Annotated in this window: 43 protein-coding genes and 1 pseudogene; 35 read left to right on the forward strand and 9 right to left on the reverse strand. The window is 55.4% G+C overall.

From position 1 onward, the window contains the following. Positions 1–26: 26 nt before the first annotated feature. On the reverse strand, positions 27–659 hold the full coding sequence (locus tag J2T37_RS01055) for a hypothetical protein (RefSeq protein WP_253353340.1): 633 nt from the start codon (positions 657–659) through the stop codon (positions 27–29). Positions 660–737: 78 nt separating this feature from the next. Further along, positions 738–2,411 carry an energy-dependent translational throttle protein EttA gene (ettA, locus tag J2T37_RS01060; RefSeq protein WP_253353341.1) on the reverse strand — a complete coding sequence of 558 codons (1,674 nt, stop codon included), beginning with the start codon at positions 2,409–2,411 and terminating at the stop codon, positions 738–740. 188 nt (positions 2,412–2,599) lie between these two features. On the opposite strand from ettA, the gene J2T37_RS01065 reads away from it, so the two are divergent. After that, the gene (locus J2T37_RS01065) at positions 2,600–2,818 is read left to right on the forward strand and encodes a hypothetical protein (protein ID WP_253353342.1); all 219 of its coding nucleotides are present in this window, start codon (positions 2,600–2,602) and stop codon (positions 2,816–2,818) included. Positions 2,819–2,850: 32 nt separating this feature from the next. Here J2T37_RS01065 and J2T37_RS01070 read toward each other — a convergent pair whose 3' ends face one another. Then, a complete protein-coding gene (locus J2T37_RS01070; RefSeq protein ID WP_253353343.1) occupies positions 2,851–3,570 on the reverse strand; it encodes a LexA family transcriptional regulator in 720 nt (239 codons plus the stop codon). Between the two features lie 218 nt (positions 3,571–3,788). Here J2T37_RS01070 and J2T37_RS01075 point away from each other — a divergent pair, with 218 nt between their 5' ends. Genes J2T37_RS01075 through J2T37_RS01085 form a run of 3 tightly spaced genes read left to right on the forward strand, consistent with a single transcriptional unit; the run spans position 3,789 to position 6,363 of the window. Further along, positions 3,789–4,040, forward strand: a complete 252-nt coding sequence (locus J2T37_RS01075; RefSeq protein ID WP_253353344.1) for a helix-turn-helix domain-containing protein — start codon at positions 3,789–3,791, stop codon at positions 4,038–4,040. Positions 4,041–4,078: 38 nt separating this feature from the next. Next, complete coding sequence (locus J2T37_RS01080; protein WP_253353345.1) at positions 4,079–6,106, forward strand: Mu transposase C-terminal domain-containing protein; 2,028 nt, start codon at positions 4,079–4,081, stop codon at positions 6,104–6,106. A 23-nt stretch (positions 6,107–6,129) separates the two neighbouring features. Further along, positions 6,130–6,363 (forward strand): hypothetical protein, encoded by a 234-nt coding sequence (locus J2T37_RS01085; protein ID WP_253353346.1) that lies wholly within the window; start codon positions 6,130–6,132, stop codon positions 6,361–6,363. Here the strand turns inward: J2T37_RS01085 and J2T37_RS01090 are convergent. Next, positions 6,331–6,618, reverse strand: a complete 288-nt coding sequence (locus J2T37_RS01090) for a hypothetical protein (RefSeq protein WP_253353347.1) — start codon at positions 6,616–6,618, stop codon at positions 6,331–6,333. The two genes, J2T37_RS01085 and J2T37_RS01090, sit on opposite strands and share 33 nt — an antisense overlap. Positions 6,619–6,670: 52 nt before the next feature. Here J2T37_RS01090 and J2T37_RS01095 point away from each other — a divergent pair, with 52 nt between their 5' ends. The 11 genes from J2T37_RS01095 to J2T37_RS01145 all read left to right on the forward strand — a co-directional run bounded on the left by J2T37_RS01095 (position 6,671) and on the right by J2T37_RS01145 (position 11,000). Then, on the forward strand, positions 6,671–7,585 hold the full coding sequence (locus J2T37_RS01095; protein WP_253353348.1) for an AAA family ATPase: 915 nt from the start codon (positions 6,671–6,673) through the stop codon (positions 7,583–7,585). Positions 7,586–7,610: 25 nt separating this feature from the next. Beyond that, the gene (locus tag J2T37_RS01100) at positions 7,611–7,808 is read left to right on the forward strand and encodes a hypothetical protein (RefSeq protein WP_253353349.1); all 198 of its coding nucleotides are present in this window, start codon (positions 7,611–7,613) and stop codon (positions 7,806–7,808) included. Between the two features lie 72 nt (positions 7,809–7,880). Then, positions 7,881–8,084 (forward strand): hypothetical protein, encoded by a 204-nt coding sequence (locus J2T37_RS01105; protein WP_253353350.1) that lies wholly within the window; start codon positions 7,881–7,883, stop codon positions 8,082–8,084. Next, entirely contained in the window at positions 8,065–8,511 is a 447-nt protein-coding gene (locus J2T37_RS01110; RefSeq protein WP_253353351.1) for a hypothetical protein, read from the forward strand. The genes J2T37_RS01105 and J2T37_RS01110 overlap by 20 nt, the downstream gene beginning before the upstream one ends. A 96-nt stretch (positions 8,512–8,607) precedes the next feature. Continuing rightward, positions 8,608–8,775 carry a hypothetical protein gene (locus J2T37_RS01115; RefSeq protein ID WP_253353352.1) on the forward strand — a complete coding sequence of 56 codons (168 nt, stop codon included), beginning with the start codon at positions 8,608–8,610 and terminating at the stop codon, positions 8,773–8,775. Further along, entirely contained in the window at positions 8,772–8,912 is a 141-nt protein-coding gene (locus tag J2T37_RS01120; protein WP_253353353.1) for a hypothetical protein, read from the forward strand. Before J2T37_RS01115 ends, J2T37_RS01120 begins: the two co-directional genes overlap by 4 nt. Positions 8,913–8,966: 54 nt before the next feature. Then, positions 8,967–9,266, forward strand: coding sequence for a hypothetical protein (locus J2T37_RS01125; RefSeq protein WP_253353354.1), 300 nt, complete (start codon positions 8,967–8,969; stop codon positions 9,264–9,266). 1 nt (position 9,267) lies between these two features. Continuing rightward, a complete protein-coding gene (locus J2T37_RS01130; protein WP_253353355.1) occupies positions 9,268–9,558 on the forward strand; it encodes a hypothetical protein in 291 nt (96 codons plus the stop codon). Further along, complete coding sequence (locus tag J2T37_RS01135; protein ID WP_253353356.1) at positions 9,555–10,004, forward strand: hypothetical protein; 450 nt, start codon at positions 9,555–9,557, stop codon at positions 10,002–10,004. Before J2T37_RS01130 ends, J2T37_RS01135 begins: the two co-directional genes overlap by 4 nt. After that, positions 10,001–10,483 carry a hypothetical protein gene (locus tag J2T37_RS01140; protein ID WP_253353357.1) on the forward strand — a complete coding sequence of 161 codons (483 nt, stop codon included), beginning with the start codon at positions 10,001–10,003 and terminating at the stop codon, positions 10,481–10,483. The genes J2T37_RS01135 and J2T37_RS01140 overlap by 4 nt, the downstream gene beginning before the upstream one ends. Then, a complete protein-coding gene (locus J2T37_RS01145; protein WP_253353358.1) occupies positions 10,476–11,000 on the forward strand; it encodes a host-nuclease inhibitor Gam family protein in 525 nt (174 codons plus the stop codon). Before J2T37_RS01140 ends, J2T37_RS01145 begins: the two co-directional genes overlap by 8 nt. Before the next feature lie 76 nt (positions 11,001–11,076). On the opposite strand, the gene J2T37_RS01150 is transcribed toward J2T37_RS01145, so the two are convergent. The 3 genes from J2T37_RS01150 to J2T37_RS01160 all read right to left on the reverse strand — a co-directional run bounded on the left by J2T37_RS01150 (position 11,077) and on the right by J2T37_RS01160 (position 12,200). Beyond that, positions 11,077–11,274: a hypothetical protein gene (locus tag J2T37_RS01150; protein WP_253353359.1), complete on the reverse strand. Its 198-nt coding sequence runs from the start codon at positions 11,272–11,274 to the stop codon at positions 11,077–11,079. A 3-nt stretch (positions 11,275–11,277) separates the two neighbouring features. Next, the gene (locus tag J2T37_RS01155; protein WP_253353360.1) at positions 11,278–11,880 is read right to left on the reverse strand and encodes a BRO family protein; all 603 of its coding nucleotides are present in this window, start codon (positions 11,878–11,880) and stop codon (positions 11,278–11,280) included. 125 nt (positions 11,881–12,005) lie between these two features. Continuing rightward, on the reverse strand, positions 12,006–12,200 hold the full coding sequence (locus J2T37_RS01160) for a hypothetical protein (RefSeq protein ID WP_253353361.1): 195 nt from the start codon (positions 12,198–12,200) through the stop codon (positions 12,006–12,008). 593 nt (positions 12,201–12,793) lie between these two features. On the opposite strand from J2T37_RS01160, the gene J2T37_RS01165 reads away from it, so the two are divergent. The 13 genes and pseudogenes from J2T37_RS01165 (at position 12,794) to J2T37_RS01225 (ending at position 17,692) form a co-directional block, all read left to right on the forward strand. Continuing rightward, positions 12,794–12,985, forward strand: coding sequence for a hypothetical protein (locus tag J2T37_RS01165; RefSeq protein ID WP_253353362.1), 192 nt, complete (start codon positions 12,794–12,796; stop codon positions 12,983–12,985). Then, positions 12,982–13,410, forward strand: coding sequence for a hypothetical protein (locus tag J2T37_RS01170; RefSeq protein WP_253353363.1), 429 nt, complete (start codon positions 12,982–12,984; stop codon positions 13,408–13,410). The genes J2T37_RS01165 and J2T37_RS01170 overlap by 4 nt, the downstream gene beginning before the upstream one ends. 165 nt (positions 13,411–13,575) lie before the next feature. Continuing rightward, the gene (locus J2T37_RS01175) at positions 13,576–14,022 is read left to right on the forward strand and encodes a gp16 family protein (protein WP_253353364.1); all 447 of its coding nucleotides are present in this window, start codon (positions 13,576–13,578) and stop codon (positions 14,020–14,022) included. Next, positions 14,019–14,498, forward strand: coding sequence for a Mor transcription activator family protein (locus J2T37_RS01180; RefSeq protein WP_253353365.1), 480 nt, complete (start codon positions 14,019–14,021; stop codon positions 14,496–14,498). The genes J2T37_RS01175 and J2T37_RS01180 overlap by 4 nt, the downstream gene beginning before the upstream one ends. A gap of 150 nt (positions 14,499–14,648) precedes the next feature. Further along, positions 14,649–15,140, forward strand: a pseudogene (locus J2T37_RS01185) (glycoside hydrolase family 108 protein); the annotation flags it as partial. A gap of 128 nt (positions 15,141–15,268) precedes the next feature. After that, entirely contained in the window at positions 15,269–15,508 is a 240-nt protein-coding gene (locus J2T37_RS01190; protein WP_253353366.1) for a hypothetical protein, read from the forward strand. 3 nt (positions 15,509–15,511) lie between these two features. After that, entirely contained in the window at positions 15,512–15,742 is a 231-nt protein-coding gene (locus tag J2T37_RS01195; protein ID WP_253353367.1) for a hypothetical protein, read from the forward strand. Next, positions 15,729–16,148: a hypothetical protein gene (locus J2T37_RS01200; protein ID WP_253353368.1), complete on the forward strand. Its 420-nt coding sequence runs from the start codon at positions 15,729–15,731 to the stop codon at positions 16,146–16,148. Before J2T37_RS01195 ends, J2T37_RS01200 begins: the two co-directional genes overlap by 14 nt. Continuing rightward, complete coding sequence (locus tag J2T37_RS01205) at positions 16,042–16,365, forward strand: hypothetical protein (RefSeq protein ID WP_253353369.1); 324 nt, start codon at positions 16,042–16,044, stop codon at positions 16,363–16,365. The genes J2T37_RS01200 and J2T37_RS01205 overlap by 107 nt, the downstream gene beginning before the upstream one ends. Beyond that, positions 16,362–16,706, forward strand: a complete 345-nt coding sequence (locus tag J2T37_RS01210; protein ID WP_253353370.1) for a hypothetical protein — start codon at positions 16,362–16,364, stop codon at positions 16,704–16,706. Before J2T37_RS01205 ends, J2T37_RS01210 begins: the two co-directional genes overlap by 4 nt. Further along, positions 16,703–16,978: a hypothetical protein gene (locus J2T37_RS01215; RefSeq protein WP_253353371.1), complete on the forward strand. Its 276-nt coding sequence runs from the start codon at positions 16,703–16,705 to the stop codon at positions 16,976–16,978. The genes J2T37_RS01210 and J2T37_RS01215 overlap by 4 nt, the downstream gene beginning before the upstream one ends. Next, positions 16,975–17,184 (forward strand): hypothetical protein, encoded by a 210-nt coding sequence (locus J2T37_RS01220; RefSeq protein WP_253353372.1) that lies wholly within the window; start codon positions 16,975–16,977, stop codon positions 17,182–17,184. Before J2T37_RS01215 ends, J2T37_RS01220 begins: the two co-directional genes overlap by 4 nt. Before the next feature lies 1 nt (position 17,185). Then, entirely contained in the window at positions 17,186–17,692 is a 507-nt protein-coding gene (locus tag J2T37_RS01225; RefSeq protein ID WP_253353373.1) for a DUF1804 family protein, read from the forward strand. Positions 17,693–17,755: 63 nt separating this feature from the next. Here J2T37_RS01225 and J2T37_RS01230 read toward each other — a convergent pair whose 3' ends face one another. Then, the gene (locus tag J2T37_RS01230; RefSeq protein ID WP_253353374.1) at positions 17,756–18,169 is read right to left on the reverse strand and encodes a type II toxin-antitoxin system HicB family antitoxin; all 414 of its coding nucleotides are present in this window, start codon (positions 18,167–18,169) and stop codon (positions 17,756–17,758) included. Positions 18,170–18,209: 40 nt separating this feature from the next. Continuing rightward, complete coding sequence (locus tag J2T37_RS01235) at positions 18,210–18,392, reverse strand: type II toxin-antitoxin system HicA family toxin (protein ID WP_253353375.1); 183 nt, start codon at positions 18,390–18,392, stop codon at positions 18,210–18,212. Between the two features lie 215 nt (positions 18,393–18,607). Here J2T37_RS01235 and terL point away from each other — a divergent pair, with 215 nt between their 5' ends. The 7 genes from terL (at position 18,608) to J2T37_RS01270 (ending at position 25,408) form a co-directional block, all read left to right on the forward strand. Continuing rightward, positions 18,608–20,227 carry a phage terminase large subunit gene (gene terL / locus J2T37_RS01240; RefSeq protein ID WP_253353376.1) on the forward strand — a complete coding sequence of 540 codons (1,620 nt, stop codon included), beginning with the start codon at positions 18,608–18,610 and terminating at the stop codon, positions 20,225–20,227. A 112-nt stretch (positions 20,228–20,339) separates the two neighbouring features. After that, on the forward strand, positions 20,340–21,791 hold the full coding sequence (locus J2T37_RS01245; RefSeq protein ID WP_253353377.1) for a phage portal protein family protein: 1,452 nt from the start codon (positions 20,340–20,342) through the stop codon (positions 21,789–21,791). Next, entirely contained in the window at positions 21,791–23,152 is a 1,362-nt protein-coding gene (locus J2T37_RS01250) for a phage minor head protein (protein WP_253353378.1), read from the forward strand. The genes J2T37_RS01245 and J2T37_RS01250 overlap by 1 nt, the downstream gene beginning before the upstream one ends. Then, complete coding sequence (locus J2T37_RS01255) at positions 23,149–23,484, forward strand: glycine cleavage system H protein (RefSeq protein ID WP_253353379.1); 336 nt, start codon at positions 23,149–23,151, stop codon at positions 23,482–23,484. Before J2T37_RS01250 ends, J2T37_RS01255 begins: the two co-directional genes overlap by 4 nt. Before the next feature lie 47 nt (positions 23,485–23,531). After that, positions 23,532–23,891 (forward strand): DUF2513 domain-containing protein, encoded by a 360-nt coding sequence (locus J2T37_RS01260; RefSeq protein ID WP_253353380.1) that lies wholly within the window; start codon positions 23,532–23,534, stop codon positions 23,889–23,891. 246 nt (positions 23,892–24,137) lie between these two features. Then, the gene (locus J2T37_RS01265) at positions 24,138–25,070 is read left to right on the forward strand and encodes a hypothetical protein (protein WP_253353381.1); all 933 of its coding nucleotides are present in this window, start codon (positions 24,138–24,140) and stop codon (positions 25,068–25,070) included. An 11-nt stretch (positions 25,071–25,081) separates the two neighbouring features. Continuing rightward, positions 25,082–25,408: an oxaloacetate decarboxylase alpha chain gene (locus J2T37_RS01270; protein WP_253353382.1), complete on the forward strand. Its 327-nt coding sequence runs from the start codon at positions 25,082–25,084 to the stop codon at positions 25,406–25,408. The last annotated feature ends 19 nt before the right edge of the window (positions 25,409–25,427 follow it).

Here is a 25,427-nt window from a genome sequence, read left to right on the forward strand (position 1 = left end):
TTATAACTTATAACAGCATATATATATTATTCTAATTTTCCCTCTAACTCTTTCAATTTCCCCTGCATTTTTGCCTCAGCTTTCTTATTATAGGATTGACCGCTTTCTTTAACCAGTTGAACAAAAAGCTGCAGCCCCTGCATAATTTCCGTGCCGTATTCTTTGATTTTCGGATTGAGTTCGTTAAGCTGTACCGCACCCTCCGGCGAAGTCATGTCCAACTTTTGCATGATTTCTAAGATACGGCACATACCGGAAAAACCATTCAGCATTTTCTGGCGCACTTGCGTACCTTGTTGACTGACGGTATTTATGGCCGACAGCTCTTGCTCGGCCTGCCGGTAATACATTAGTTGGTCACGCACAACCGCCTGAACCTCTTCGTTGGTTGTTACTGCCGCCAAGCGCCGATTCCACTCTGCTTCTTTTTGTTCACCCTTCTCAAAGCCTGCATTTTTCAAGGCTTGGCTGATTTTTGCCACATCCAGCTTTTCCTCGTAATGAGCGATGTTTTTAGGTTCAAGCTCAGCAGGCAGGCCACTTTGGGTGTTACTTTGGGTTGAGGCGGCGGCCTTGCCATTTTCTTTATTTTCTTCAACCGAGCCGGAACAAGCCTGCAATGTAACCGACAGCACTAGTACGGTAAATAAGCGTTTCATGACGTTTCTCCTATTGATTTAATATGATTTCATCTGCGTAAGGCCGTCTGAAAAAATTTTCAGACGGCCTTTTCCCGCTTAACGCGTTACCGGTTTGTATTTGATGCGCTTCGGTTTCGCGCCTTCTTCACCCAAGCGGCGTTTTTTATCGGCTTCGTATTCCTGATAGTTGCCGTCGAAGAATACCCATTTGCTGTCGCCTTCCGCCGCCAGAATATGCGTGGCGATGCGGTCGAGGAACCAGCGGTCGTGCGAAATCACCATCACGCTGCCGGCAAATTCCAACAAAGCGTCTTCCAGCGCGCGTAAGGTTTCTACGTCCAAATCGTTGGAGGGCTCGTCCAGCAGCAGCACATTGCCGCCCGCCAGCAGGGTTTTCGCCAAGTGCAGACGGCCGCGCTCGCCGCCGGAGAGGTTGCCGGCGATTTTGCTCTGGTCGCTGCCTTTGAAATTGAAGCGGCCGAGGTATTGGCGGGCGGGGATTTCAAATTGGCCGACCTGCAAAATATCGCGGCCTTCGGCGATGTTGTCGAACACGGTTTTGTCGTTTTGCAAACCGTCGCGGCTTTGGTCGATCAGCGACATTTTCACCGTTTGGCCGATTTTCACTTCGCCGGAATCGGGCTGCTCTTTGCCGGAAATCAGCTTGAAGAGGGTGGACTTGCCCGCACCGTTGGGGCCGATGATGCCGACAATCGCCCCGGCCGGCACTTTGAAGCTCAAGTCGTCAATCAAGAGTTTGTCGCCGAAGGATTTGGAAACATTGGTAAACTCAATCACTTCGTTGCCCAAACGCTCGGCCACGGGGATGAAGATTTCCTGCGTTTCGTTGCGCTTTTGATACTCGAAATTGCTCATCTCTTCAAAACGCGCCAGACGCGCTTTGGATTTGGCCTGGCGGCCTTTGGCGTTTTGGCGCACCCATTCCAACTCCTGCTTCATCGCTTTGATGCGCGCGGCTTCGGATTTGGCTTCGTTTGCCAAACGCTGCTCTTTCTGCTCCAGCCATGAGGAATAGTTGCCCTTCCACGGAATGCCGTGGCCGCGGTCGAGTTCGAGTATCCACTCGGCGGCGTTGTCAAGGAAATAGCGGTCGTGGGTAACGGCCACCACAGTACCGGGGAAGCGCACCAAAAACTGCTCCAGCCATTCCACCGATTCGGCGTCCAAGTGGTTGGTCGGCTCGTCAAGGAGCAGCATATCGGGCTTGCTCAACAATAATTTGCACAAGGCCACGCGGCGTTTTTCACCGCCCGACAACACGCCGATTTTGGCATCCCAATCGGGCAGGCGCAGCGCGTCGGCGGCGATTTCCAATTCGTGTTCCGCACCGCCGCCGGTAGAGGAACCGGCCGCGATAATCGCTTCCAAACGCCCCTGCTCTTCGGCCAGCGCGTCAAAATCGGCATCGGGATTGGCGTATTCGGCATACACTTCTTCCAAACGCTTCTGCGCCGCCGCCACTTCGCCCAAACCGCTTTCCACTTCTTCGCGCACGGTTTTTTCCGGATCCAATTCCGGCTCCTGCGGCAGGTAGCCGATTTTGATGCCGCCCATCGGCACGGCTTCGCCCTCGAATTCCTTATCCACGCCCGCCATAATGCGCAATACGGTGGATTTGCCCGCACCGTTCAAACCCAACAGGCCGATTTTCGCGCCGGGGAAAAATGACAGGGAAATGTCTTTGATGATGGTTTTCTGCGGCGGCACAACCTTGCTCACGCGCAGCATGGAATATACATATTGGGCCATAAATCTGCTCTCTTTTCATGGAAATATCAATCGCCTGATTTTAACCGAAAAACGGGTTTCAGGCAGCTATGAATCTTCAGAATAAAGGCCGTCTGAATATTTTTCAGACGGCCTTTAACGATTAGGGTTGGATTTAAATGGTGCCCAGGAACGCCCTACATGGACTAGTTGGGATAATTTTTCCGAGTATGGACAATATTCAAGATTTCCACCTTGTGTGGGGTACTGTTTATTTTTGCACCGGTATCCAATCAACAAAAAAACGGCTGAAATCCAATAAAAACGCGGATTTCAGCCGTTTTTGGCGTTTTAGAAACTTGCAGAATCTTTTGCAACAAAATGCACCAGAATGCGCAGATTTTGGTGCGGGATTAAACAAAAAACGGGCGGATTTAAGACGGGATTAAACCGGTTTTAAATCCGCTTTAATTGTATGCGGTCAGTTGACTGTGCGGCCGTACCATTCTACGCGGCCGATGATGGCGGTGTCAGCGTTGTCGCGGGTGAGGTCGATTTCGAAGGGTTCGTAAACGGGGTTGGCGGACTTGACGAGCAGGCGGCCGGGGAGGCGTTGGATGTGTTTGACGAAGAGGTCGTTGCCGATGCGCAGGACATAAAGGCCGTCGCGGGGGTCGGTTTCGGCGTGGTTGACGAGGATGTTGTCGCCGTGGTTGAGCACGCCTTCCATGCTGTCGCCTTTGACGGCGATGACGGAGAGCTTGTCGATTTGGCGGGTGACGTAATTTTCTATCCAATAGCGGCGGAACGCCATACAGAACAAGGGTTTTTCGTCTTCCACGGGGTAGCCGTGGCCTGCGGCGGCGGCCACGCTGTAACGCGGCACAAACACGAATTCGGCCAGATTGACGGGGTTGCCGAGGGTGTCGAACACTTCCGCGCCGCTGCCGCTGACGGGAAATGCGCCTGCGTTTTCCATGCGGCTTTTGTCCAGATAGGGCGTGCCTTGGCCGGTGAGCAGCCAGTTGAGGTCGCAGCCGGTCACTTCTTGGATTTTTACGAGTGTCTCGGCTTTCGGAATACTGCCTTCATACCAAACTCGCGCAAATCCTGCGTATTTCATACCTATCGATGTGGAGATTTTAGTCGGCCCTGCGTCTTGTCCGAATAAAAATTCCAATCTTTCCTTAAAAGTTTCCATTGCTATCCTTTTTTTGCAAACAACCAAGCTATTTGCAAATCTATTTGCAAATAAAACTATAATTTGCAAATAAAACATTCATACAAAAATCAATCAGTTGATTATTTCTAGTAAAAAACGCAAACAAGTCTATTTGCAGATCTAAAATTTGCATATTAGAATGCGGTTAAGTTAGTTAAGCAAGTATGTGAATGCGGTTACTTAATAAGGAGTGTTTTATGTCGAAAATTAAACTTGATTGGCACCGCGCGGACGTTGTCGCCGCTCTCAAAAAACGTGGTTGGTCAGTCCGAGCCTTGAGCATTGCTTCGGGGCTAGCCCCAAATACATTAGGAACTGCGTTGCAGTGCCCGTATTTGAAAGGCGAAAAAATTATAGCCGATGCAATTGGAATTAGCCCGAACGAAATTTGGCCGAGCCGGTATAAAGCAAGAGAATTAAAACCACGCATTACTGAATTAAGTAAGTGAATTATACGCAAAAGCATATAAAAGATAAAGGTTAATTTATGGTTTATGCGCTAAATGCAACAGAATTGGCCGAGCTTGGAATTAAAGGTCTGCCCAAAACACGGCAGGCAATAGAACACAGAGCCAAAAAGGAGAGCTGGCCGTTTATAGAAATCAAAGCGAGCGGTAGGAACGGCCGTCTGAAAAAATACCTGGTCGCTTCCCTGCCTCTCGATATTCAGACGGCCATTAAGGAAAAAACGGCGGCGGATTTGTTGGAACAGAGCCGGGATACGGCGGTGGCGGTCAAGCCGCCGCACACCCAGCCCGCCCTTATCCCCGAGGAAGCGGCGGGCTTGCTGACCGACAAGCAGCGCGAGTGCGCTTATGCGCGGATGGCGCTGGTGGCGGAGGTGTTGAAAATGCACCGCGTGGCGGGTTTGAGTATCAGCCGCTCGCAGGCTTATGTGTTGGAGCAGTTTGAAACGGGGCGGCTGCCGCCCGAATTGGCGGAGCTGATTGCGCTGGCTAATGCCCGCAGCGGCGGGGCGGCGAAGCTTTCGATGCGTTCTTTAAAAGATTGGACGGCGAAATTCCGGGCGGCGGATACGCCGCTGGCGCGGCTGACGGCCTTGGCGCCGAAACCGACGCGGCAGGAAGCGCCGATTGCGGGGTATGTGTGGCTGGCGGATTTTATGCGCTTTCACTGTATTCCTTCTGCGCCGAAGCTGGCGCACAGCTATGCGCTGTTTCGGGATTGGTATCTGGCGGACAAGTCGCGGCCGGTGAATGATCTGCCGTCGGAAAGCCAGGTGCGGCGGGTGTGGGACAAGCTGCCGCCGATGGTGCGGGAGCGGGGGCGGAAAACGGGGGCGGCTTTGAAATCGCTGCAGCCGTATGTGAAGCGCAATTGGGACAAGCTCAAGCCGAATGATGTGTGGATAGGCGACGGCCACAGCTTTAAGGCGAAGGTGGCGCATCCGGTACACGGGCGGCCTTTCAAGCCGGAGGTAACGGTGATTTTGGACGGCTGCACGAGGTGCGTCATGGGCTTTTCGGTGAGTTTGGCGGAAAGCTGCGTGGCGGTGGCGGATGCGCTGCGTATCGGGATGACGCATTTCGGCGTGCCGCTGATTTATTACTCGGACAACGGCAGCGGCCAAACGGGTAAGACGATAGACCATGAGATTACGGGTTTGGCGGCGCGGCTGGGTATCTGCCATGAAACGGGGATTGCGGGCAATCCGCAGGGGCGCGGGATTATCGAGCGCTGGTGGCAGGACAATCTGATCCGGCTGGCAAGGGGTTATGAGACTTTTACCGGCTCGGGGATGGACAGCAGCACGAAAAACCTGACTTACCGCAAGCTGGAATCGGCGTTTAATGCGCTGGAAAAGGGTAAGGAATTGAGCGAGGAGCAGCAGCGGTATTTGAAGAAGCTGCCGAGCTGGAAGCAGTTTATGGCGGATGTGGCGCGGTGTGTTGACGAATACAACCGCCGACCGCACGGCGAGCTGCCGAAAAAGGCCGACGGGTCGCGCTTTGCGCCGCTGGAGTATCGGGAATACCGCTTACGTTCAGACGGCCTGACGCCGGATTTTTTGGCGAGGGAGGAGCTGGATACGCTGTTTCGGCCGCAGGAAATCCGGACGGTGCAGCGCGGTTGGCTGGATTTGTTTGGCAACAGCTATTTTTCTGCGGACTTGGGCGCTTACAACGGCGACAAGGTGCGGGTGGCCTACGATTGGAGCGACGCGCGCAGCGTGTTGGTTTATGACATGGCGGGCAAGCTCTTAGCGAAGGCGCTGCTGGACGGCAACAAGCATGACGCGTTCCCGACCACGCGGCTGGAGCAGCTGGCGGAACAACGGCGCAAAGGCCGCGTGAAACGAGCCCAGCAGGTTGTGAAGCTGGCGAATGCGGAGGCGAATCCGGCTTTGGAAATGGCGCAGGATTACGACGCGCTGATGGGGTTTTCGGGCGGCTTGGAGCAGGTGTTGCAGCCGGTGCAAAAGGCGGCGGAGAAAACGCGGCGGCCGGCGCTCAAGACGGGTACGGATGACGAGTGGGACGGCGATATTTATTAAATGGTTTTTGAAAGGATTTTGAGATGGAACAAATGGAAACAGGCGGCAACGCCGTGATTAATCAGGAATTGTTGGACAAGATACGGGCTGCCCGTGAAGCGGGTCAGGATGTGCAGATGGAGGTGCTTTTTCCCAACCCGCAGCTGCGCGGGGTGTATGAGCGGCAATTGCGGGCGGAAAAAATGGCGGCAATCGTTGCACCTTATTTAAAGCGTGACCCTGAATTATTCCGAGGCGCGGAGGATTTTATTAGTTAGTTCTGCCGCATAGCCATCTAGGCCGCGTCGGATTTGCAGCAAGTGGGTGTGCTCAGGCGTATCGGGGTCGGTGTTGGCGGTAATGCGGTCAATATAGGCGACGGACTCCTGAAGCCCACCGGTAAAACGGGCTTCACGGCTGAACAGCCAAGCGGTTAAGACAGTATTGTTGGTATGGCATTCTTCGAGCTCGCCAACCCGCTTTTCCAGCTGCGCTATACGTTCTTCAAGGTTTTTTAAGGTTTCGTTATCCATTTTCAGACGGCCTTTAAACAGTTTTTAAACCAATATTATCAAGGATTTTGAGATGAGTAAGCAAATCAACAAGGCATTGCAGCGCCGTTTGGCGGAGTTTAAGGAAAAGAGCGGCATGAACCAAAGCCAGATGGCGCGGGGCATAGGCTGCGCGGCGGCGGTAAGCATGTATCTGAACGGCAGCTATGCCGACAAGGGCGGCAATTACGACACCATCGAGCCGAAAATCGAGGCATTTTTGGCATTGGAGGCGGAACGCGCGGCGCGGCAGGAGCTGGAAATTGCGTTTGTGGAAACGAAGACGGTGCGCCGGATTGCGGAGGTGATGCGCGATGCGCATCAGGGCGGCGAGGTGGCGGTGATCTACGGGCAGGCGGGTTTGGGCAAGACGCGGGCGGTGCGCCATTACTGCGAGGGCTCTCCGGCGGCGGTGTTGGTGGAGGCGAATCCGAGCTTTACGGCGCGGGTGTTGATGCAGAAATTGGCCGAAGGCTGCAAGGTGTCGGCGGCGGGAAGTTTGAACGAGGTGTATGAGGCGGTGGCCGACCGCCTGCGCGATACGGGGCGGCTGATTGTGGTGGACGAGGCGGAAAACCTGCCCTTGCGGGCTTTGGAAATCCTGCGCCGCTTGCATGATGAAACGGATTGCGGCTTGGTGCTCTCGGGTATGCCGCGCTTGGTGGCGAATTTGAAGGGTAAACACGGGGAATTGATGCAGCTTTACAGCCGCGTGTCGGTGGCTTTGAATTTGGGCAATACGCTGCCGGAGGAGGAATTGGAGCTGATTGTGCGCGCTAGCCTGCCGCAGGCGGATGAGGAGACGGTGGCGCAATTGGTGGCGCACAGCAACGGCAATACGCGCCGCTTGGGGAAAATCATGCGCGGCTCGGTGCGCACGGCGGTGAAAAACAATATCCGCCTGCAGGCGGGGATTGTGAAGAAATACAGCAAGCTGATTATCCGCTAAAGGCCGTCTGAAAGGGAGCGAGGCGATGGGCAGAATCAAAGGCAGCGTGTACCGCGATACCAGCAGCAAGGGGATTTGCTGCGGCGGTAAGGAAGCCCGGCACAACTGCTTTCGGGCGGAGGTATCGGGCTGGGAAAAGGGGTGGCGGATTTGGCGCAAACGGCGGCGGTTTAAAAGCGAGCAGGAAGCGCGGGAATGGCTGGCGGCGGGTGCGCCGGGGTAAGCCCTTGATACGGCGGTATATTTTTTTACCTTATGGATTTTATAACTAATTGATTTTAAAGGAATATGAAAAATGAAAGGTATGATTCGGGTATTCGGCATGGGGTTTCTGACGGCTTTGCTTATCGGCGGCGGCATTGCCCGCTGCGCGTGGGAACCGGCGCAGGCGGCGGCGAAAAAGCTGGAAACGCGCGAGGCGCAAATCGAGCGCATGTATGAGGGGATGAGCGATGAGGAGCGGATGGAAGGAGTGGTGTATGAACCCGACGGCCAATAGCGGCGTTTACCGCTGCCCCGCCTGCTCGCGCTGTTTGGCATATGCGGCTTTTGTGCGCAAAAACGGGCAGGTCAGGAAAAGCTGCAACGAATGCGCGCAAAAGGATAAGGAGCGGCGGATTGCTTGGGAGGAGCAGGCGGCGGGCGCGGCGGCGCTGACCTGCTGCCGCTGCAAGAAAACCAAGCCGCGAGCGGATTTTTTAACGAAAACGGGGCGCGTGGTGAAACATTGCCGCCGCTGCCTGTTGGAAAAAGACCATGCTTTCGGCAGCAATGCGCTTGTCAAGCGCACACCGGCGGAAAAATCGCGCCGGGAAATGAATTGGGATATACACGGCGCTGATTTCGGCTTTGCGCCGGAGGCGTGTAAAAACGAATATTGGCCGGTAACGCGGCCGGATTTTAGGAAGGTGTTAAATGAGCTTTAAATTTTGGCGTTTTGCCCTCTCCCTAACCCTCCCCCACGGGGGAGGGAATGCAGGCGCAGCAGGCCGCGCCGCAATGGGTAAACGGAAGGAAATGAGATGAGTTTCAGACGGCGCAATACAGACTGGCAGGCCTACGGCCAGCACCGGAGGCGCGGCACGGCGTATTTTTTAAAACGGCAGCGCGAGCGGGTTGAGGATTATCAGGCGGGCTTTAAACAGCCCGAAGCGGGCAAACGGGAACAAGATAAGGAGCAGGAAAAATGATGTGGATTGTATTCGGCCTTTTTTCGGGCGTGTTGTTTGGGGTATTGGTGATTGCGCTGGCGGAATGGCTGCGCAAAATCAAGCGGGAGATGGACGAATTGGACAAGGCCTATTCGGACGATCCGGACTGGTGGTAAAAATTTTTGCCCGATGGATTTTATAAGCATTTGATTTTTAAAAGGACGTTAAAAATGACCTTAAGCGACAAATTACTGGCGGCCGGCTGCAATCCGGCGCTTTCAGACGGCCTGCAAAGCCTGTTGACCGAAGCGGCGCAGGCGGTGGCGGCGAAAAGCGCGGCGGCGGATTATCCCGACGAGCAGCGCGTGGATTTCTTGGAAGACCAAGGCCATTTTCTGCTGATTAAGCCCGACGGCGGCGATTTCCGCCTGACGCGGATTCATGCGGGTGGCGGCAAAACGGTGGTGCACGGCGATACGCTGCGCGAGGTGTTGGATAAGGCGGCAGGTTTTGAATGGGCGGGGGTGTGAGATGGCGGTTTACCTGAATATCCACCGCAGCGGCTGGCTGGCGGTAACCACCGGTGCGGCGGCCTGCGGCGACGGCGATTGGGCGGCCTACCGCCTGCCCAATGTACCGGCGCAAATGGTGACGGACGCTTTGCGGCAAATCGCAGGCGTGGACTTTGCGGACAACTGCCTGCGCTACACCGCGCTGAAACGGCGCAGCCGCAACTGCTCGGTGTGGCAGAAAGAAGTGGAACTCTTCCGCAATAAGCTGGAGACGAAATTGGCGGTGTTGGGTATGGAGGGAAAAGTATGAATACCCGCTGCCCCAACTGCGGCGCGGTGCACAGCCTGGACAGCCTGATTAGCGACAGCGAAGCGGCGGAGGTATTGAAAATGCTGCTGGAAATGGATGTGGAAACGGGCAAGGCGGCGGTACGGTATGCGGGTTTGTTCCGCCCCGCCAAGTCGCAGCTGAGCTGGGGGCGCACCGCCAAGATTTTGAACGAGATGGCCGCGCTGCTGCAAAGCGGGGATTATCCGCCCGAAGCCTGGCTTTACGGTTTACACGAAACGCTGGCGGCGCGGGAGGCAGGCCGTCTGAAAACGCCGCTTAAATCGCACGGGTATTTGTGCGGCATTGTGAAAAATTGGCCGGGCGCTTTGCCCTCTCCCCAGCCCTCCCCCACGGCGGAGGGAACAGTAAGGAAGCCCAGCCAAACGCTGGCGGCTGCGGCGCAACTGGAGGGGTTGAAACGATGAGCAGAACCTTACCCGCCAATCTTTACAACGAAATGGTCGGCGGCCTGCAGATGATGTTGGCCTTGCGGCTATCGGGCGCACCGGCGGCGGATACGGTGGGCGCACTGGCGCAGGCGTGGGAAATCGCGCTGACCTGCAACCGCGTTTGGGACGCAACCTTAGACGCGGGGCGGTTTCAGACGGCCTTTGCGGTATTGGCGGGGCAAATCAACCGCTGGCCTGTCCCCGCCGACGTATTAAATGCCCTGCCGCCCCGCCCCGAGCCGCCCAAGCTGGCGCACCGCTACGCGCCGACGGCGGCGGAGAAAGCGCAAGGCAAAGACAATCTGCGGCGCATTGCCGAGAGCGTGAAGGCAGTATTGCTAAACAAGAAAATGCCGCCGGGCGAGCCGGAAACGCCGTTTACGCAACAGGTTTTACAACACCGCGAGAAGGTCGCGGATTTGATTCAACGAGAGAAAGGAAACAGAAATGGCTAAAACCAACCGTATCAAAAAAGCCGCCATCGAAGCGGCGCAGGACAAGGGCGAAGTAACCCTGTTTATCCGCCGTATCGGCGACGCGCAGCGCGAAGTGAAGCGGCTGGAAACCGAGGCGGGCGACAAAAAAGCCCTGATTGAGGAAGAGTACGCCGCGCTGGCCGCGCCGCATATCGCCGAAATCCTGAGCCTGACCGAGCGCGTGGCGGCCTATTGCGAAGCGCATAAAGACGAGCTGACCGAGGGCGGCAAAAGTAAAACCGCCGACTTTACCACCGGCCTGGTCAAATGGCGCATCCGCCCGCCGAGCGTGAAGGTTACGGGCGTGGCGGCGGTGCTGGCCTGGCTGAAAGAGAAAACGGCCTACGCGGAATTTGTGCGCACCAAGCATGAAATCGACAAAGACGCGATTCTCAATCAGAAAGAGCGCTTTGCCGAGGGGCAAGTGCCGGGGATTAAGATTGTGAGCGGGGTGGAAGATTTTGTGATTGAGCCGACGGAACAGGAGCTGGCATAGGTTTGAAATATGATTAAAGGCCGTCTGAAACAGGGTTGAAGCTGTTTCAGACGGCCTTTTTACGGCTTACGGACGGCTACGGGCGCACGGTCTGCATGGATTCGACGGCATGCTGCAAACCGCCTTTGATTACACCCACCAGCGCGGCCATCGGATTGTCGGTCTGCGCCATCAAGTCGGCAAGATTGTCCAACGCATCCTGCACCTGCACCAGCCGCCAGTGGTCGTCTTCGCTGGCAAAATAGCCGGTTTCTTTGATTTCGCTGGCTTTCATGGCTTAACCCTCCAATCCCAAAGACTGCTGCGCATCCATCATGGCCTTATAACCCAGCCTGCCGCGCGCCGACAATTCCGGGTCGGGCGTGTAGGCGGTGAAGCCCAAATCGTTGAGCTTTTTGAGGCGGTAGGCGACCGAGCCGGGCTTCATACCGAGCAGTTTGCCGATTTCCGACAGCCCCAGCCCCATCTCGTGATAGCGCACCAGCTTGGCGGTTTCGGGGCTGGATTCGAGAAAGGCGGCTTTGAGCTTTTCGTAGGCGGCGGTATCGGCTTCGGGCGCGGCCAGCTTCACTTTCGCCCACGCACGGAAGGCTTTGGCATTCGGAGTGTTGGCGAAAAAGCTCAAAAGGTTGCAGCCGGTAAAGCTGAAAATCCTTGTTTCTCTTTGCTTTCCGTCAACCGCCATCAATTTGATGGTGGTTGAATCCTGCTCGGAAAATTCGTCAATATGGCGGTTGTAGAGGTTGTTCACACCGTCACGGGCGCGTTTTACAGAAAATCCCAAAGCCAAGCCTAGCTGCTCGGCGGTCAGCCATTTGTGGCCGTTGTGGTCGGTTACGGCGATTTTGGACGGGTTGAATTGTTGAACCAGTGCGTTCATGGTATGATTACCTTTCATTTCTAGTAAATGACACGAAAGGAGCTTTGCGAGAGCTGCCTTTCATCGGAAGCCGACAAGCCCTAACTTGTCGGCTTTCTTTCTACTTGTTTCCAAGTGTTTATATATTATGGTGTAGCTACATCTTTATCAAGCTGATTTTTGAACTCTTTGCGTATCTGGTCTTTAACCCATTGAGAAAAATCAAGATTATTGGCTATTTCCAAAATTTCTTTTTCTGTCTCTCGGTTAAATGAAACGCGCTTAGTCATTCGGTTGGCTTCTGCCTTTTTCCGATACTCAGCCAGCTTTTTGTCAACCATAGGCACTCCTTGATTTTTCAAACCGTTGGCGGTATAGTTTAAGAAAGTTTGGAAGAAGGGCAGCGGTGTTCTGCCGCCCTTACTGCTAGTTAGGTTTTATTACCAAGCCGGGAAGCTGATAAGTAATAAACCCAACAGGATTAAGAACTTAATTATTTTCATCACCTCCTTTCTTTTTTGAAGCCCTGTCCTCCAATGCAGCGGGGCTTCTTGCTTAATCCATGAGATGAATTATAAGATGTAGCCACAAAAAGTCAACTACTTTCTAACAGAAAACCAAACCCAAAAGGCCGTCTGAAGCCCTGATGATTCAAGGTTTCAGACGGCCTTTTGTTGCAAGCGGGTTATTTCCCTATCTCTTGGCGGATTTTTTCTTCCAGTCTTTGGGCCGTGTGTGAATTTTACACTACCAAATATACCGGATTTCTCTTTATTTTATAAATATAAGCACAATATATTGCATTCCGATACTTAATGGTAATTTGACGCGACGGTCAATATTCCCCATCTTGGCGAGGCTTGTATTAGAATTGCACTACGAGGTAATTTGGCGACAGTCCGTGTCGGCCATTATTCCGGAGAAAGGAAAAGCGATGAATATTGAAAACAAAGAATATAATGCCGTACGTGAGCGCGTGCTAAAACCTTCCGCTTATCTGGCGGAAATGAAAAACGACAGAGGTGGCAATATTGAAAAAGTGGAATTTATACCGCCCAAAATCGGACAGCGGGGATTCGGTAAATTTCGAGTCCGTTACAAAACCTTAGTGGCGGTTGAAGCATGAAACCGGATCAGCCGTCTCCGGAGGAACAGCAAAGCCTGCCTGCGGGTGAGCAGCAGAGAATGATGCAGGAATTTATAGAGCTGCAAAAACAGGAAGTCGCAGTCCGTCATCGGGAGCAGGAAAACCGGAAAGACGAAATCCAGTCAAACGAACGTATCGCCCTTGCAACAATCGAAGCGCAGAAAAGCAGCGACTTGAAGCACGGCGAAGTCTTTACTCAGGTGCACAGCAAGCTACTAACCACGATAACGGCAATCGCTTTTTTCGTGGCAGCAGTCTTGGTGGTTGCTTTGTGTCTAAACAAGGATAATGTGGCGATTGAGCTGATTAAAATAGGCGGAGCTGTTTTGCTGGGTTATTTTGCTGGCATTAACAAAGGCAAGGCAGAAGCCTTGGAAAGACAAAGGCGCGAGAAAGAAGACTAAAACCGGATGGATGGCAAAGGCCGTCTGAAACCTTGATTTTATCGGGTTTACAGACGGCCTTTTTTTACGTCTGTATTAAGTTTTCAAAATATCAACATATTGTATTGATTAAGCTAAATATATCCAATAATATACCATATATTGATTTTAATCTGAAAGCCTGCCATGTCTTACGCTTATGCCGGCAATCCCGCAAGCCGACGTGCGCTGATTGCGAAAATCAAAATCGCGCAGAAGGAGCTGGCGATGGATGACGATACCTACCGCGCGGTGTTGCTGCGGGTAACGGGTAAGGATTCCTGCGCCAAGATGGGTGAGGGGGAATTGGAGGCGGTGTGCGCCCAGATGGTGCGCTTGGGGTTTCGGGTAAAGCCGAAACGCAAGGCGGATGTGGGGCAAAGCCCGCAACGCCGCGCTTCTGCCGACCCGATGATGCGCAAAGTCGAAGCCTTGCTGTTGGACAGCGGCTGGCATTGGAATTATGCCCACGGTACGGCGCGGCGCATGTTTGGCGTTGACCGCGTGGAATGGCTTTCAGACGGCCATATGCATAAATTGGTGGCGGCGCTGCAAATCGCGGCCAACCGTAAAAAGGCAGCGGAGGCGAAATGAAGTGGGAATTGACGGAAAACGACCTGCGCGATTTGGGGCATTTGCTGCCGGAATCGGCGCACAGCCTGATAACGGTGGTGGGGCTGGCTAATGCCTTTACCCTGATTAAGCGCTGGGGCGGCACGCATTTCCCGCTTTCCACTACCAAGCGCAAACGCAGCGCGGCGGGTCAGGCTTTGCATGACGCGCTGGCGCACGAAATCGGCGAAGAGGCGGCCTGCCGCTTGGAAGAGGCGTATTGCGGGCAGCGGCATGTGTTGATTCCGCGCTGCAAGGAGGTTATGCTGGAGCTGCAAAAACGCGCCATCCGCCGCGAGTATGACGAGATGACGGGGCGGGATGTGATTCCGATGTCGGACGGTATGGCGGTCAGGCTGCTGGCCTTGAAATACCATATCACCGAGCGTTGGGTGCGCTATATTTTGGCGGAGGCGGACAAAACCGCCGCGCCTGCCGTTCAGACGGCCTTGTTTTAAAACCCGTTTAAAATCCGATTGAATGCTGATTAAAGCCCTGTGTTTGCGCACGGGGCTTTTGCTTTGTCTGAAGATATGCCGCCTGCTTGGAGGCCGTCTGAAAAAGATAATGGAATCCTAGAAAAGCCGATGGATACTGACTTTGAAAGGATAAGCATGGATTTTAATACCGCAGTCGATCGCGTGTTGGGACATGAGGGCGGTTATGTCAACCACCCTGCCGACCCCGGCGGCGAGACGAATTGGGGCGTAACCAAGGCGGTTGCCCGCGAACACGGCTATACCGGCAGCATGCGCGAGATGACGCGCAACGAGGCGAAAAAAATCTACCGAAAAGCCTACTGGCAGGCGGCGCGTTGCGATGAGCTGCCCGCTGCGCTGGCGTTTCAGGTATTCGACGCGGCGGTGAATCACGGCGTGAAACGCGCGGTGATTCTGCTGCAACGCGCGGCGGGCGCGGATGATGACGGCAAGTTCGGCAAGGATACGCTGGCGGCGGTCAAATGCGCCTCGCCCAACCGACTGGTGGCGCGTTTCAACGGCTACCGCTTGCAGTTTTATACGCAGATTAAGACTTTCCCGACCTTCGGCAAGGGCTGGAGCCGCCGCGTGGCGGGCAATCTGCGCCATGCGGTCAATGACGGCTGCTCTGCCGAGCTGCGCACCATCGCACGCGGTATTGAGGCGTATTTTGACGCGCACAGCGCCAAGGCAGCCGGAGCGAAGGCGAATATGGCGGCCTTTGCGCAAAAATTGAAGGAGACGGCGTAATGGGCTTTTTCGATAAAGTGAAGCAGCTGGCGCGCCGCTTGAAAATGACAATTGGCGCAATCGCCAAGCCGCAGCCTGAGCCGTTGCAACTGCCGGAATATCTGATTGAGCCGGAGTGCCACTTCCCGCAATGGCGCTATGCGCCGTATTGGATGCTTTACCGCCAAAGGCCGGGCAAATCGGGTGTGGCGGCGGCCAAGCGTGCGGCGGCCAAGAAGAAACGCCAAGCGAAAGGCTGACGCGTGAAGCTGACGGACATCATCAAAGACCCGTATTCCGACACCATTTCCCACTCAAAGCTGTGGGCGAACATCGCTTGCGCAGCGGCAACCTACAAATTTGCCGTCACGCCGGAAATGCCGTCTGAAATTTGGGCGATTTATCTGGGCGTGGTCGGCGGCTATGCGGTGGCGCGGTCGCTGGTGGCGGTCAAACGCAAGGAGGTGCAGCAGCATGAGCATGAGTTGGAATAGTGTGTGGCTGGGCGGGCGCTCGTTTATCCTGCTGGCGGCGCTTGCCGTTGCGCTGGCGGCGAGCTACTACAAAGGCCGCAACGCCGCCGCCGAGGAATATCTGGCGGAAATTGAAACCATCAAGGCCAATTATGCCGCCGCGCAGCTGAAAGCCGAGCAGAGCTATGCCGCCGAATTGGAACGGGTCAACGGCATTATCCAAGCGCAGGCCGCACAGACTCAGGCAGTCGGCAAAGAATTGGCGCAAAAGCAGGCAGAAATCGGCCGTCTGAAAGCGGCCAATCGGGAGAATACGGAACATGCGATCAAACAAGACCAACAAGCAAACGGCGGCGGCTGTATTGACGGCCTTGGCGCTCACAGCCTGCGCCAATACAAGCAATCCCTCGGCTACCGCGCCGATTAAAACGGTAGAAGTACCGGTCATGCCCGCGCCGCCGTCTGCGCTTTTGGTTGCGCCGCTGCGCCCGAATCCGCCTGCCGACGGCACGGTGCGCAGCCTGCTCAACCACGCGGCGGAATACGGCGCGTATGTGGCGGAGCTGGAAGCGCAAAACGCCGCTTGGCGCCAATGGGCTGCGCCGTCTGAAAGCCAAACGGCCACTACGGAGGCTGCGCCATGACGACGTATAACGAACTGGTGCAGCGCGTGTTGGCGGGCAAGCAGGCGGATATTGAATTGGGCTTGGCGCGGGCGCGGGAGCAGAAGCCGTTTGTGGAACAGGTGTCGCGGGTGTTGGACAGACTGGTTTTGCGCTATACCGTGCGCATGGACGGGCGTTTCGGCGTAATCTTTTGCTTGGAAACCGAGCCTGCCGATATTCGGCTGCGCCGCAACAGCGTGGCCGCCGCCATGCAGCGTTACGCCGTGGCGCAGCCGGAAGGTGCGGACAAGCTGTATCTTTCCTGTTTGAAAGAAGACGGCATAGTCTGCCGGATTGTGTTTGGAGATATTCCGCAATGATTCCGTTTACTTTAGAACAAGCCTTCGGCGGCATTACCAGCGCGTTTACCGCCATGCTTTGGTATTGGGTACGCGGGATAGACAGCCGCCTGAAGCAGGCGGAAAGCGAGCGCGCCGCCTTGCAGAAGGAATTGCACGACGTGAAACTGATGTACGCCACCAAAGCCGAAGCCCGCGCCGACCGCGACACGATTATGAGCAGCCTCACGCGGCTGGAAAACAAGATGGACAAAATGGCCGACAAGCTCGACCGGAAAGCGGACAAATCATGACCGACTTGCAAAAAGACCCGATTCTGCAAGCGCTGGCGCGAATCGAAGCCAAGCAGGATTTGCAGATGGCCAAAACCGAAGAAATGGAGCAGGAATTGCGCGAAATCCGCAAAGAATGCCGCCGCACCTCCGCGCTCTACGGCGGCTTGGGCGGCGCCATCGTATCCACCGGCTGGGAATTTATCCGCCTGAAACTGGGAGGCTGATATGGCGCACCCGAAAGAAACGCGCGAAAAGCTGCGCAGCCTGTATGTGAGCGGGCAGCAGACGCTGGAAACGGCGGCGATGATGTGCCAAATCCCGCAGGCCACCGCCCGCAACTGGAAACGCGCCGCCGCCGACAAAGGCGACGACTGGGACAAATTACGCGCCGCCTACACGCTGGCGGGCGGCGGCATTGAGGAATTGAGCCGCGCCATGCTGGCAGGCTTTTTGGTGCAATACAACAGCACCATGACGATGTTGCAGGACACCGCCGTGGAAAACCTGCCGCCCTCCGAGCGCGCCAAACTCTTGGCGAGCCTGGCCGACGCGTTTACCAAAACGGTGGCCGCCAATGCGCGGGTGATGCCGGAAACCTCGAAGCTGGCCACGGCTTTGGAGATGTTGGAAATGCTGCTGGTATTTGTACAGGAAAAATACCCGAAACACTTGGCCGCGTTTGTGGAAGTGGCCGAGCCGTTTGGGGCGGAAGTGGAGCGCAAATTCGGATAAGGAAAAGGCCGTCTGAATATACCGGATATTCAGACGGCCTTGCGTGTATGGGAATGCAATTATTTAGGAAAAGCTGATGTTCAAATGCTTGCCCAATTTGGCGGCGGCTTTTTCCAAAAAGTCGATTTTGGTGTTGTGGCGCAAATCCAGCAGGCGGTCGATTTGCGGCATATGCACGTCCAACTGCCGCGCCATTTCCGCCTTTTTCACGCCCTGCGCCAGCATTTCGTTGAGCAGCAGCACTTTGGCGGTTTCCAGCGCAGGCAGCGCCACGCTTTGCGCCTTGTCTTCAGACGGCAGCGGAATCGGGCGGCGGTCGGCAAAATAGCCTTCCAATGCGCAAATCAGGCCGTCTAAGGCTTCGATGGGGGCGCTGTCTTCGTCTTCGGCTACGGCTGCCGCTTCGGGAATATCGGGGAAAGTGACTAAAAACGTGCCGTTGTCGTCGGGGGTAAGCTCATAGGGGTAAGCTAACATATGTATATCCTTTCAGGGCAAACCCTTGCGGGCTTGCCTCCTATTTGAGACCTAAGTCTTTTTTGATTTTGTTGACCAATCCCGTACCAATCTCCTTGCTGCCGTGATTCGGGAAAACCGATGTTTTGCCGCCCAACCTGAGCAGCTGGTGGCTGCCGCGCTTCATGGTGGTAAATTCAACGCCTTGGGCAAGCAGCCATTTCCTGAATTCACTGTATTTCATCCGACCTCCTTTCCCATACAGTGGTTAAATAATACAACAAAAATGTTGTGTTTGTCTATAAAAATATAACAAATTTGTTGTATTTTATTTCAATGGGGAAAACTGGAACGGTAAACGGTACACACCCCGCCGCATGAAATGACGGAAACCGTGCCAACGAGTCAGGCCGTCTGAAAATAGGACAATCGTCTTTATTTCAGACGGTCTTTTTGCGCATGAAAAACAAAGATTTCTTAAAAAGTCTGGCTGCGCTGGCGGATAATTTCCGCCGCGTGATTGAGGCGGAGGTGGACGGCTTCGACCCGTCGCCCAAGGCGGTGGCGGCGCGGCGGGCGAAGGTGTTTGATCCGGTGGGCGGCTATGAGTATTTCGTCAACACCTATTTTCCGCACTATATCCGCAGCGGCTCAAAATCGGAGTTGCACGAATATCTGTTTGCGCGTCTGCCCGAAATTCTGCGCGAGGCAGACGGGCAATGCGAGGCCACGGCTGCGCCGCGTGGCGAAGCGAAGTCCACGCTGGTAACGCAGCTTTTTTCGCTGTATTGCATTGTGACCGGCCAAAAACATTACATCGTGATGGTAATGGACAGCATAGACCAAGCCTATCCGATGTTGGAGGCGGTAAAGGCGGAGCTGGTGTTTAATCCGCGCATTGCCACGGATTTCCCCGAGGCGGCGGGACAAGGCCGCGTGTGGCAGGCGGGGACGATTGTGACCGCCAACGATATTAAGGTGCAGGTGGCGGGTAGCGGCAAAAAGCTGCGCGGCCTGCGCCACGGCCCTTACCGCCCCGATTTGACCGTGCTCGACGATATTGAGAACGACGAGCAAGTCAGAAATCCCGAGCAGCGCGACAAGCTGGATGCGTGGCTGAAAAAGACCGTATTGCCTTTGGGCGGCGTGGGGCAAAAATATGATGTGGTGTATATCGGCACGATTCTGCATTACGACAGCGTGTTGAACCGCACGCTCAACAATCCTTTCTGGCACAGCATGAAGTTTAAAGCCATGAAACGCTGGCCGGACAATATGGCGCTGTGGGATGAGTGGGAAAGCATTTTGCGCAACAACGGCAGCGCGGGCGAAGCGATGGCCGACGCGTTTTACCGCACCCGGCAGGCCGAGATGGATAAAGGTGCGATTACATCATGGGCGGCACGCGGCGTATTGGCGCTCATGAAAATCCGTGCGCGAGACGGTCATGCCACGTTTGACAGCGAGTATCAAAACGACCCGGTCAGCGGCGAAGACGCGCCGTTTGCCAATATGTTGGAACGCTGCTTTTACAAGCCGTCTGAAATTCCGGCGGACGCGGTGTTTTACGGCGCTCTTGACCCGAGCTTGGGCAAGGCGGGCGCGGGGCGCGACCCTTCTGCCGTCTTGGTGGGGGCGTTTCACCGTGCCACGGGTGTGTTGTATGTGGTGGCGGCGCAAATCAAAAAGCGCCTGCCCGACCGCATTATCGAAGATGTGATTGCCATGCAGGAGCGTTACCGCTGCCAGGTGTGGGCGGTGGAAACGGTGCAGTTTCAGGAGTTTCTGAAAACGGAATTGGTCAAGCGCAGCGCGGCGCGGGGGATTCCCGTACCGGCGCGGGGCGTAAAGCCCAACAGCGACAAGGCGCTGCGCATTGAGAGCCTGCAACCGCATATCGCCAACGGGCTGATTAAGTTTGACCCGAATCAGGCGGAATTGTTGAACCAACTGCGCCATTTCCCCAAAGCCGACCACGATGACGGCCCCGACGCGCTGCATATGCTGTGGATGGTGGCGCAAAGCGGGCAAAACCACGCCGCCCGCCGCCCGATTGCGCTGCCGCAGCCGCGTTTTTAGTTTGTGTAGGGTGGGTTAGCCGCGCTTTTTGCGGCGTAACCCACGCGGTGCGTGATGTTTCCGATGGTGCGTGGGTCAAGACCCAGCCTACGGGTTTTAAATGGGATTTAAAATGTTTGGAAAACTCATCAAAAAGCAAAACGAAGCGAAAAAGGCGCGTTTCGCCGGCCTGATTGCCGACACCACGCGCCGCATGGAAGATTTGATGTTCGGCAACATCGACCGCGTGGACGAAGTCTTGCGCCGCCTCGGGGTCAGCTATCACGAAGCCTACGAAACGGTGAATGCCGACGATGAAGTGGAAGCCTGCAAAGAAGATTTGCGCATGGCGATGACGGCGGCGGCTTGGCGCATTTACGGCGAGGGCTTGGGCGAGGAGGACAACGACCGCCTGTACCGCATGGTGCGCCGCCATCTGCCCTCGTTTGTGGATTTGGTGATTACCGCCAAGCTCTACGGCTTTGCCGTGGCGCGGTATGTGTATGAGGTGCAGGCCGACGGCTTTATCGCCATCCGGCAGGTGCTCGACCGCCGCGACGAGCTGTATGACTACCGCCCGCTTTCAGACGGCCGCCTGCTGTATTTGGGCAACGGCTTTGAGGAAGAAATCAATACCGATGTGCAGCATTTGCTTATCCGCAACCGCCCCACCGCCCGCCATCCGCGCGGCGAAATGACGGCGGCGCGGATTTATCCGGCGATTGCGGTGCGCAATAACGGCTGGCTGTATGCCAACCAATTCATCATCCGCTACGGCCAGCCTTATCTGGTGGGCAAAATCGACGGCACGCAAACCGAAGCGGAAGACTTTGTCGGCAAGCTCTACCAATTCGTCAAAGGCGGGGCGCAGACCATCAACCGCGAAGACGAAATCCAAATGCTGACCAATCCGGCCAACGGCGAAGCGTTTAAAACCGTGGAAAACATGGCCAATGCGCGGATTCAGAAACTGCTCTTAGGCCGCGTGAAAACGGGCGATTTGAGCAGCTCCAGCCGCGCCGCGCAGGAAGTGGACGAAGTGACGCGCCAAGAGCGTATCCGCGCCTATCTCAATCTCTTGGGCGTGGCGGTGCAGCATGCGGTGGACGCGGTATTGGCGGTGAATGCCGCCTACGGCAAGGAAATCCACGCCCCGGCGGGCGTGTGGTTTGAGTTTGACAAAGAAACCATTGTGGACAAAACCCGCGCCGAACGCGACCAAATCTACGCCGCGATGGGCTTGAGCCTGACCGAGGATTATTTTGTCAACGTCTTGGGCTACGAGCCGGAGCATTTCACATTGCACCCCGCCGCCGCGCCCAATACCGCCGCCGCGCTGTCGCTGAGTTTGGCTGAAAACGGCGCACCCGCGCTGGGCAAGCCTTACGATACCGACACCGCCCTTATGCAGCCGAAAATGCAGGCGGTGATGGCGGCTTTGGCGGAAGCGGAAGATTTTGATGATTTTCAGACGGCCTTGGCGGAATTGGATTTGAGCGCAGGCGATTTGAACATTGTTGACCAACTGGTCAACCAAGCCTGCCGACAGGCGGCGGACGATTTGAGCCAAGACGGAGCGCAATAATGACCGAGCCGGTAATCCGATACAACAGCTTAATCGACCGCGCGGCCTTAGGCCATCTGAAAAGCAAAAAGCTGCTGGCGGGCTTTTCGCATTACGACGTATGGATGCAGGAGCACGCCGTGGCCTTTACCGTGGCCAAGATGATGGATGAGGATATGCTCGCCGATGTGCGCGACGCCTTGAGCCGCGCCATCGCGGGCGGCACGCGCTTTGATGATTTTCAAAAGCAGCTTAAACCCTATTTAATGGCCAAGGGCTGGTGGGGAGAGCAGATTATGACCGACCCTGTGGACGGCGTGCCCAAACTGGTGCAGCTGGGCAGCACGCGCCGTTTGAAAACCATTTTCGAGACCAACCTCGCCACCGCCCGCGCCGCCTCGCAATGGAAACGCATTCAAAGCCGCAAGGAATCGCTGCCCTATCTGAAATACATTCCCAGCTACGCGCATGACAAGCGCGACAGCCATAAGCAGTATTACAACCTGATTTTGCCGGTGGAGCATGAATTGTGGAGCGTGATTTTCCCGCCCAACGGCTACGGCTGCAAATGCGGCGTGCGCCAGATGTCGGCCAAAAAAGCCCTGCGCGAACGCTCGCGGGATATTGAAGAAAACCCCGACGGCTTTACCGACAAACAAAAAGCCGCCAGCAAAGCCGGTAAGCTGGAAGACGATCCGCATATCGAATGGCGCACCTTTACCAATCCGCGCACCGGCAAAACGGTGGAAGTACCCGCCGACATCATCCCGACCTTCGCCCACAACCACGGCGACCGTATCGGCGCACTCAACACGCTGGCGGCGGAGCGCCACGGCAACGGCTTTGTCGATAAAGTGCGCGAACTGACCGAGGCTTACCTTGCCGCCAAACTGACCGCGCCGGAGGATACGGTGGCGGTGTCGGCGCTGCCGGATAAAGTGCCGGAGAAAGAAGTGAAACGGCTGACGGCTACCAATACGGATAACAATACCCAAGACCACGAAGCACGGACAGCCGCTGCTTGGCAACTGGCGACAGGGGATAAGCTGGAAATCTTCGACTTGGCGGTTGAGAAAGGCATGAAGCAACCGGATTATCTGATTGTTTCAGACGGTCTTGAGCGGGGAAATTGGGTAAGTTTGGATTTTATGTTTACCGAAGACGTAAAAGTTGCAAGGTTAAACCAATATTTTGCCGATACCGATAAAAACTGGCAGGGTAAGATTCGGCAGATTCAAAGCCATTTGGAAAAAGCCGACATCGTGCCACTGGATATGCGCAAGCTGACCGCGCTAAACCGTGCAAAATTACTGACTTATGTGCTATCATTGCCAAAAGAACAACGGGATAAAATCCGATTGTTGGTTAAGGAATCGAAATGAGTACACCCGAAGAATTTACCGTAAACTTCAAGCAGAAGACAGACGGCGGCTATACTTGGCAGACTGTGTTTTTAGGCAAGTCCGCCTGCGCTGCGCTGTATGACTTTCTTGAGCCGTTGTTTTTACAAAAATGGGGCGAAGAGGAGCCGACGGGGCAGTTTATCGGCCTGTATTCGGGAGAAGACTTTACCGTGGATTTTCTTTCTGCTGATGAATACAACCTTGTTTACGGCTGGATAATGCAGGCCGCCGACGAGTTGGAATACGTCAAGCCTTATAAAGACGACCTGAAAGCCGCGCTCGAAGCCGACCCGCGATTCAAAACGCAGTAAACCAAACCCGCTTTAAAAGCGGGTTTAAAATTATCAAGGAGAACATCATGCAGCGCGATTGGGAGCTTATCCGCGCCATTCTCGCCCGTTTGGAAGACGAGCCGGAAGCGGCAGCCGATGTCATGCCGCATACGTTTGAGGGTTACGCGGCGGATAAAGTGTCTTACCATATCTGGCTTTTAATGCAGTCCGGCCTGATTGTCGGTATCTGCAACGGCGATTATCCGCGCCGCAACTTCCAATGCTATGCCGTCAGCCTGACGTGGGCGGGGCATGAATTTCTCGCGGCGGTCAAAAGCGACGCCGCTTGGCGCAATATCCGCAAAGCCGCCAAAGAGCGCTCATTGGAGCTGTCTTTTGAGGTAGTGAAAACCGTGGCCGCCGCGCTGGTGGGCAAGGTTTTTTGAAAAGCGCCCAAAACGCTGTTTTTAGCGCGTTTTGCCCTTAAGGTAAGCAAGGGTATAGGCGCGGCATTTAACCGCCCTTGTGCAAGGGCTTAAACGCCCCTTAAACGCGGTTTCAAATGCAAGGCCGTCTGAAACCCGACATCCCTTTCTGATTCTGTAAAAACCACCCGAACGTCTGAATCCGTGCCAAGCGGATTCGGGCGTTTTTTTATTTACTATTGCCCCGTGTTTTGCAACGGAGGTCGTATGACTTTTTTAAATGTGCGGCTGGCGGCGGATGAGGCGGCGGCGGTCGTGACCGGCGAAGACGGGCAGCGTTCGTTTTCCGGCATTGCCAACAGCGGCACGCCGTTTTGGCTGTGGGGCGAGCAGTATGTGGTGGACTTTGCGCGGCTTTCGCACAAAGACAAAGTGCCGGTATTGGTCGAGCATGACCGCCTGCGCCGCGCGGGGAGCTGCCAACTGACGGCTGCTTCAGACGGCCTGCGCGCCGACGGCCTGCTGCTGGCCAACGAATACGGCAATGCGGTTGCCGAAGATTCCGACGGCGGTTTCCCGTGGGAAATGAGCGTGGACTTACGCGCCGCCCGCCGCGAGTTTATCGACACCGGCACGGCGGCCACGGTCAACGGCGCGGAATATGCCGGTCCGATGTGGATTCTGCGCGACTGCACCATCCGCGAAGTATCGTTTTGCGCCTTGGGGCAAGACCCCAACACCTCGGCGGTGGCCTTGTCGGAAAACGGCACGGCGCTGGCGGGCAAGCCCGATTTTTTATTTACACAACCGGAAGGAAACGACATGACTGTCTCTAAAGAAGACTTTGACAAGCTGAACGCCGAAAAAGCGCAGCTGGCCGCAGAAAAGCAAACCCTGCTGGCGCAAGTGGCCAAAGCCGAAACCGACGCGCTCTTAGCGCAAAACGGCTTTGCCTTTGCCGAGGGCAAGCCGCAGGGCTTATCCGATGCCACCTACCGCATTTTGATGGCGGCTGCGGCAGACGAACGCGCCGTGCTCTTGGCCGATTTGAAACCGCAAGCCCCGGCGCAGCCTGCCGTCAAGCCGGAAGTCCCCGCCGCGCTGCTGGGCGACAACGGCGCGAGCCACCAACCCGAACAAACCGTCAGCGCACTCTTGGCCGACGCCAAAGCGCGTGCCGAACGTGCCAAACGCAAATAAGGAGCTGAATCATGACGCAAAAATCCAATCCGCAAGCGTTGGGCTTACTGGTCAGCGATATTCTGCAATGGGAAGCCACGCCGCTGACCCGCGTGATCGTTACCGCAAGCGAAGGTTTGAAAGCCGGTGAGTTTGTCGAATACGGCCTGCGCAGCAAGAAATACGTTGCCCTGACCGATGAAAACAACGGCACGGTCATCATCCAGCCGCACAACTGCATTATCAATCTGAATGTGTTGTCGTCTGCCGCCATTACCGCCGCGCGTACCGACTTGAATACCATGCAGACCGAAGACGACGCCTACGGCATTGTCTATAAAGGTACGCCGCAAGCGTAAGGCCGTCTGAAAACCATTT

Origin of the sequence: Neisseria perflava, assembly GCF_024170405.1 — a bacterium.
In the GTDB taxonomy this organism is placed as follows: domain Bacteria; phylum Pseudomonadota; class Gammaproteobacteria; order Burkholderiales; family Neisseriaceae; genus Neisseria; species Neisseria perflava_B.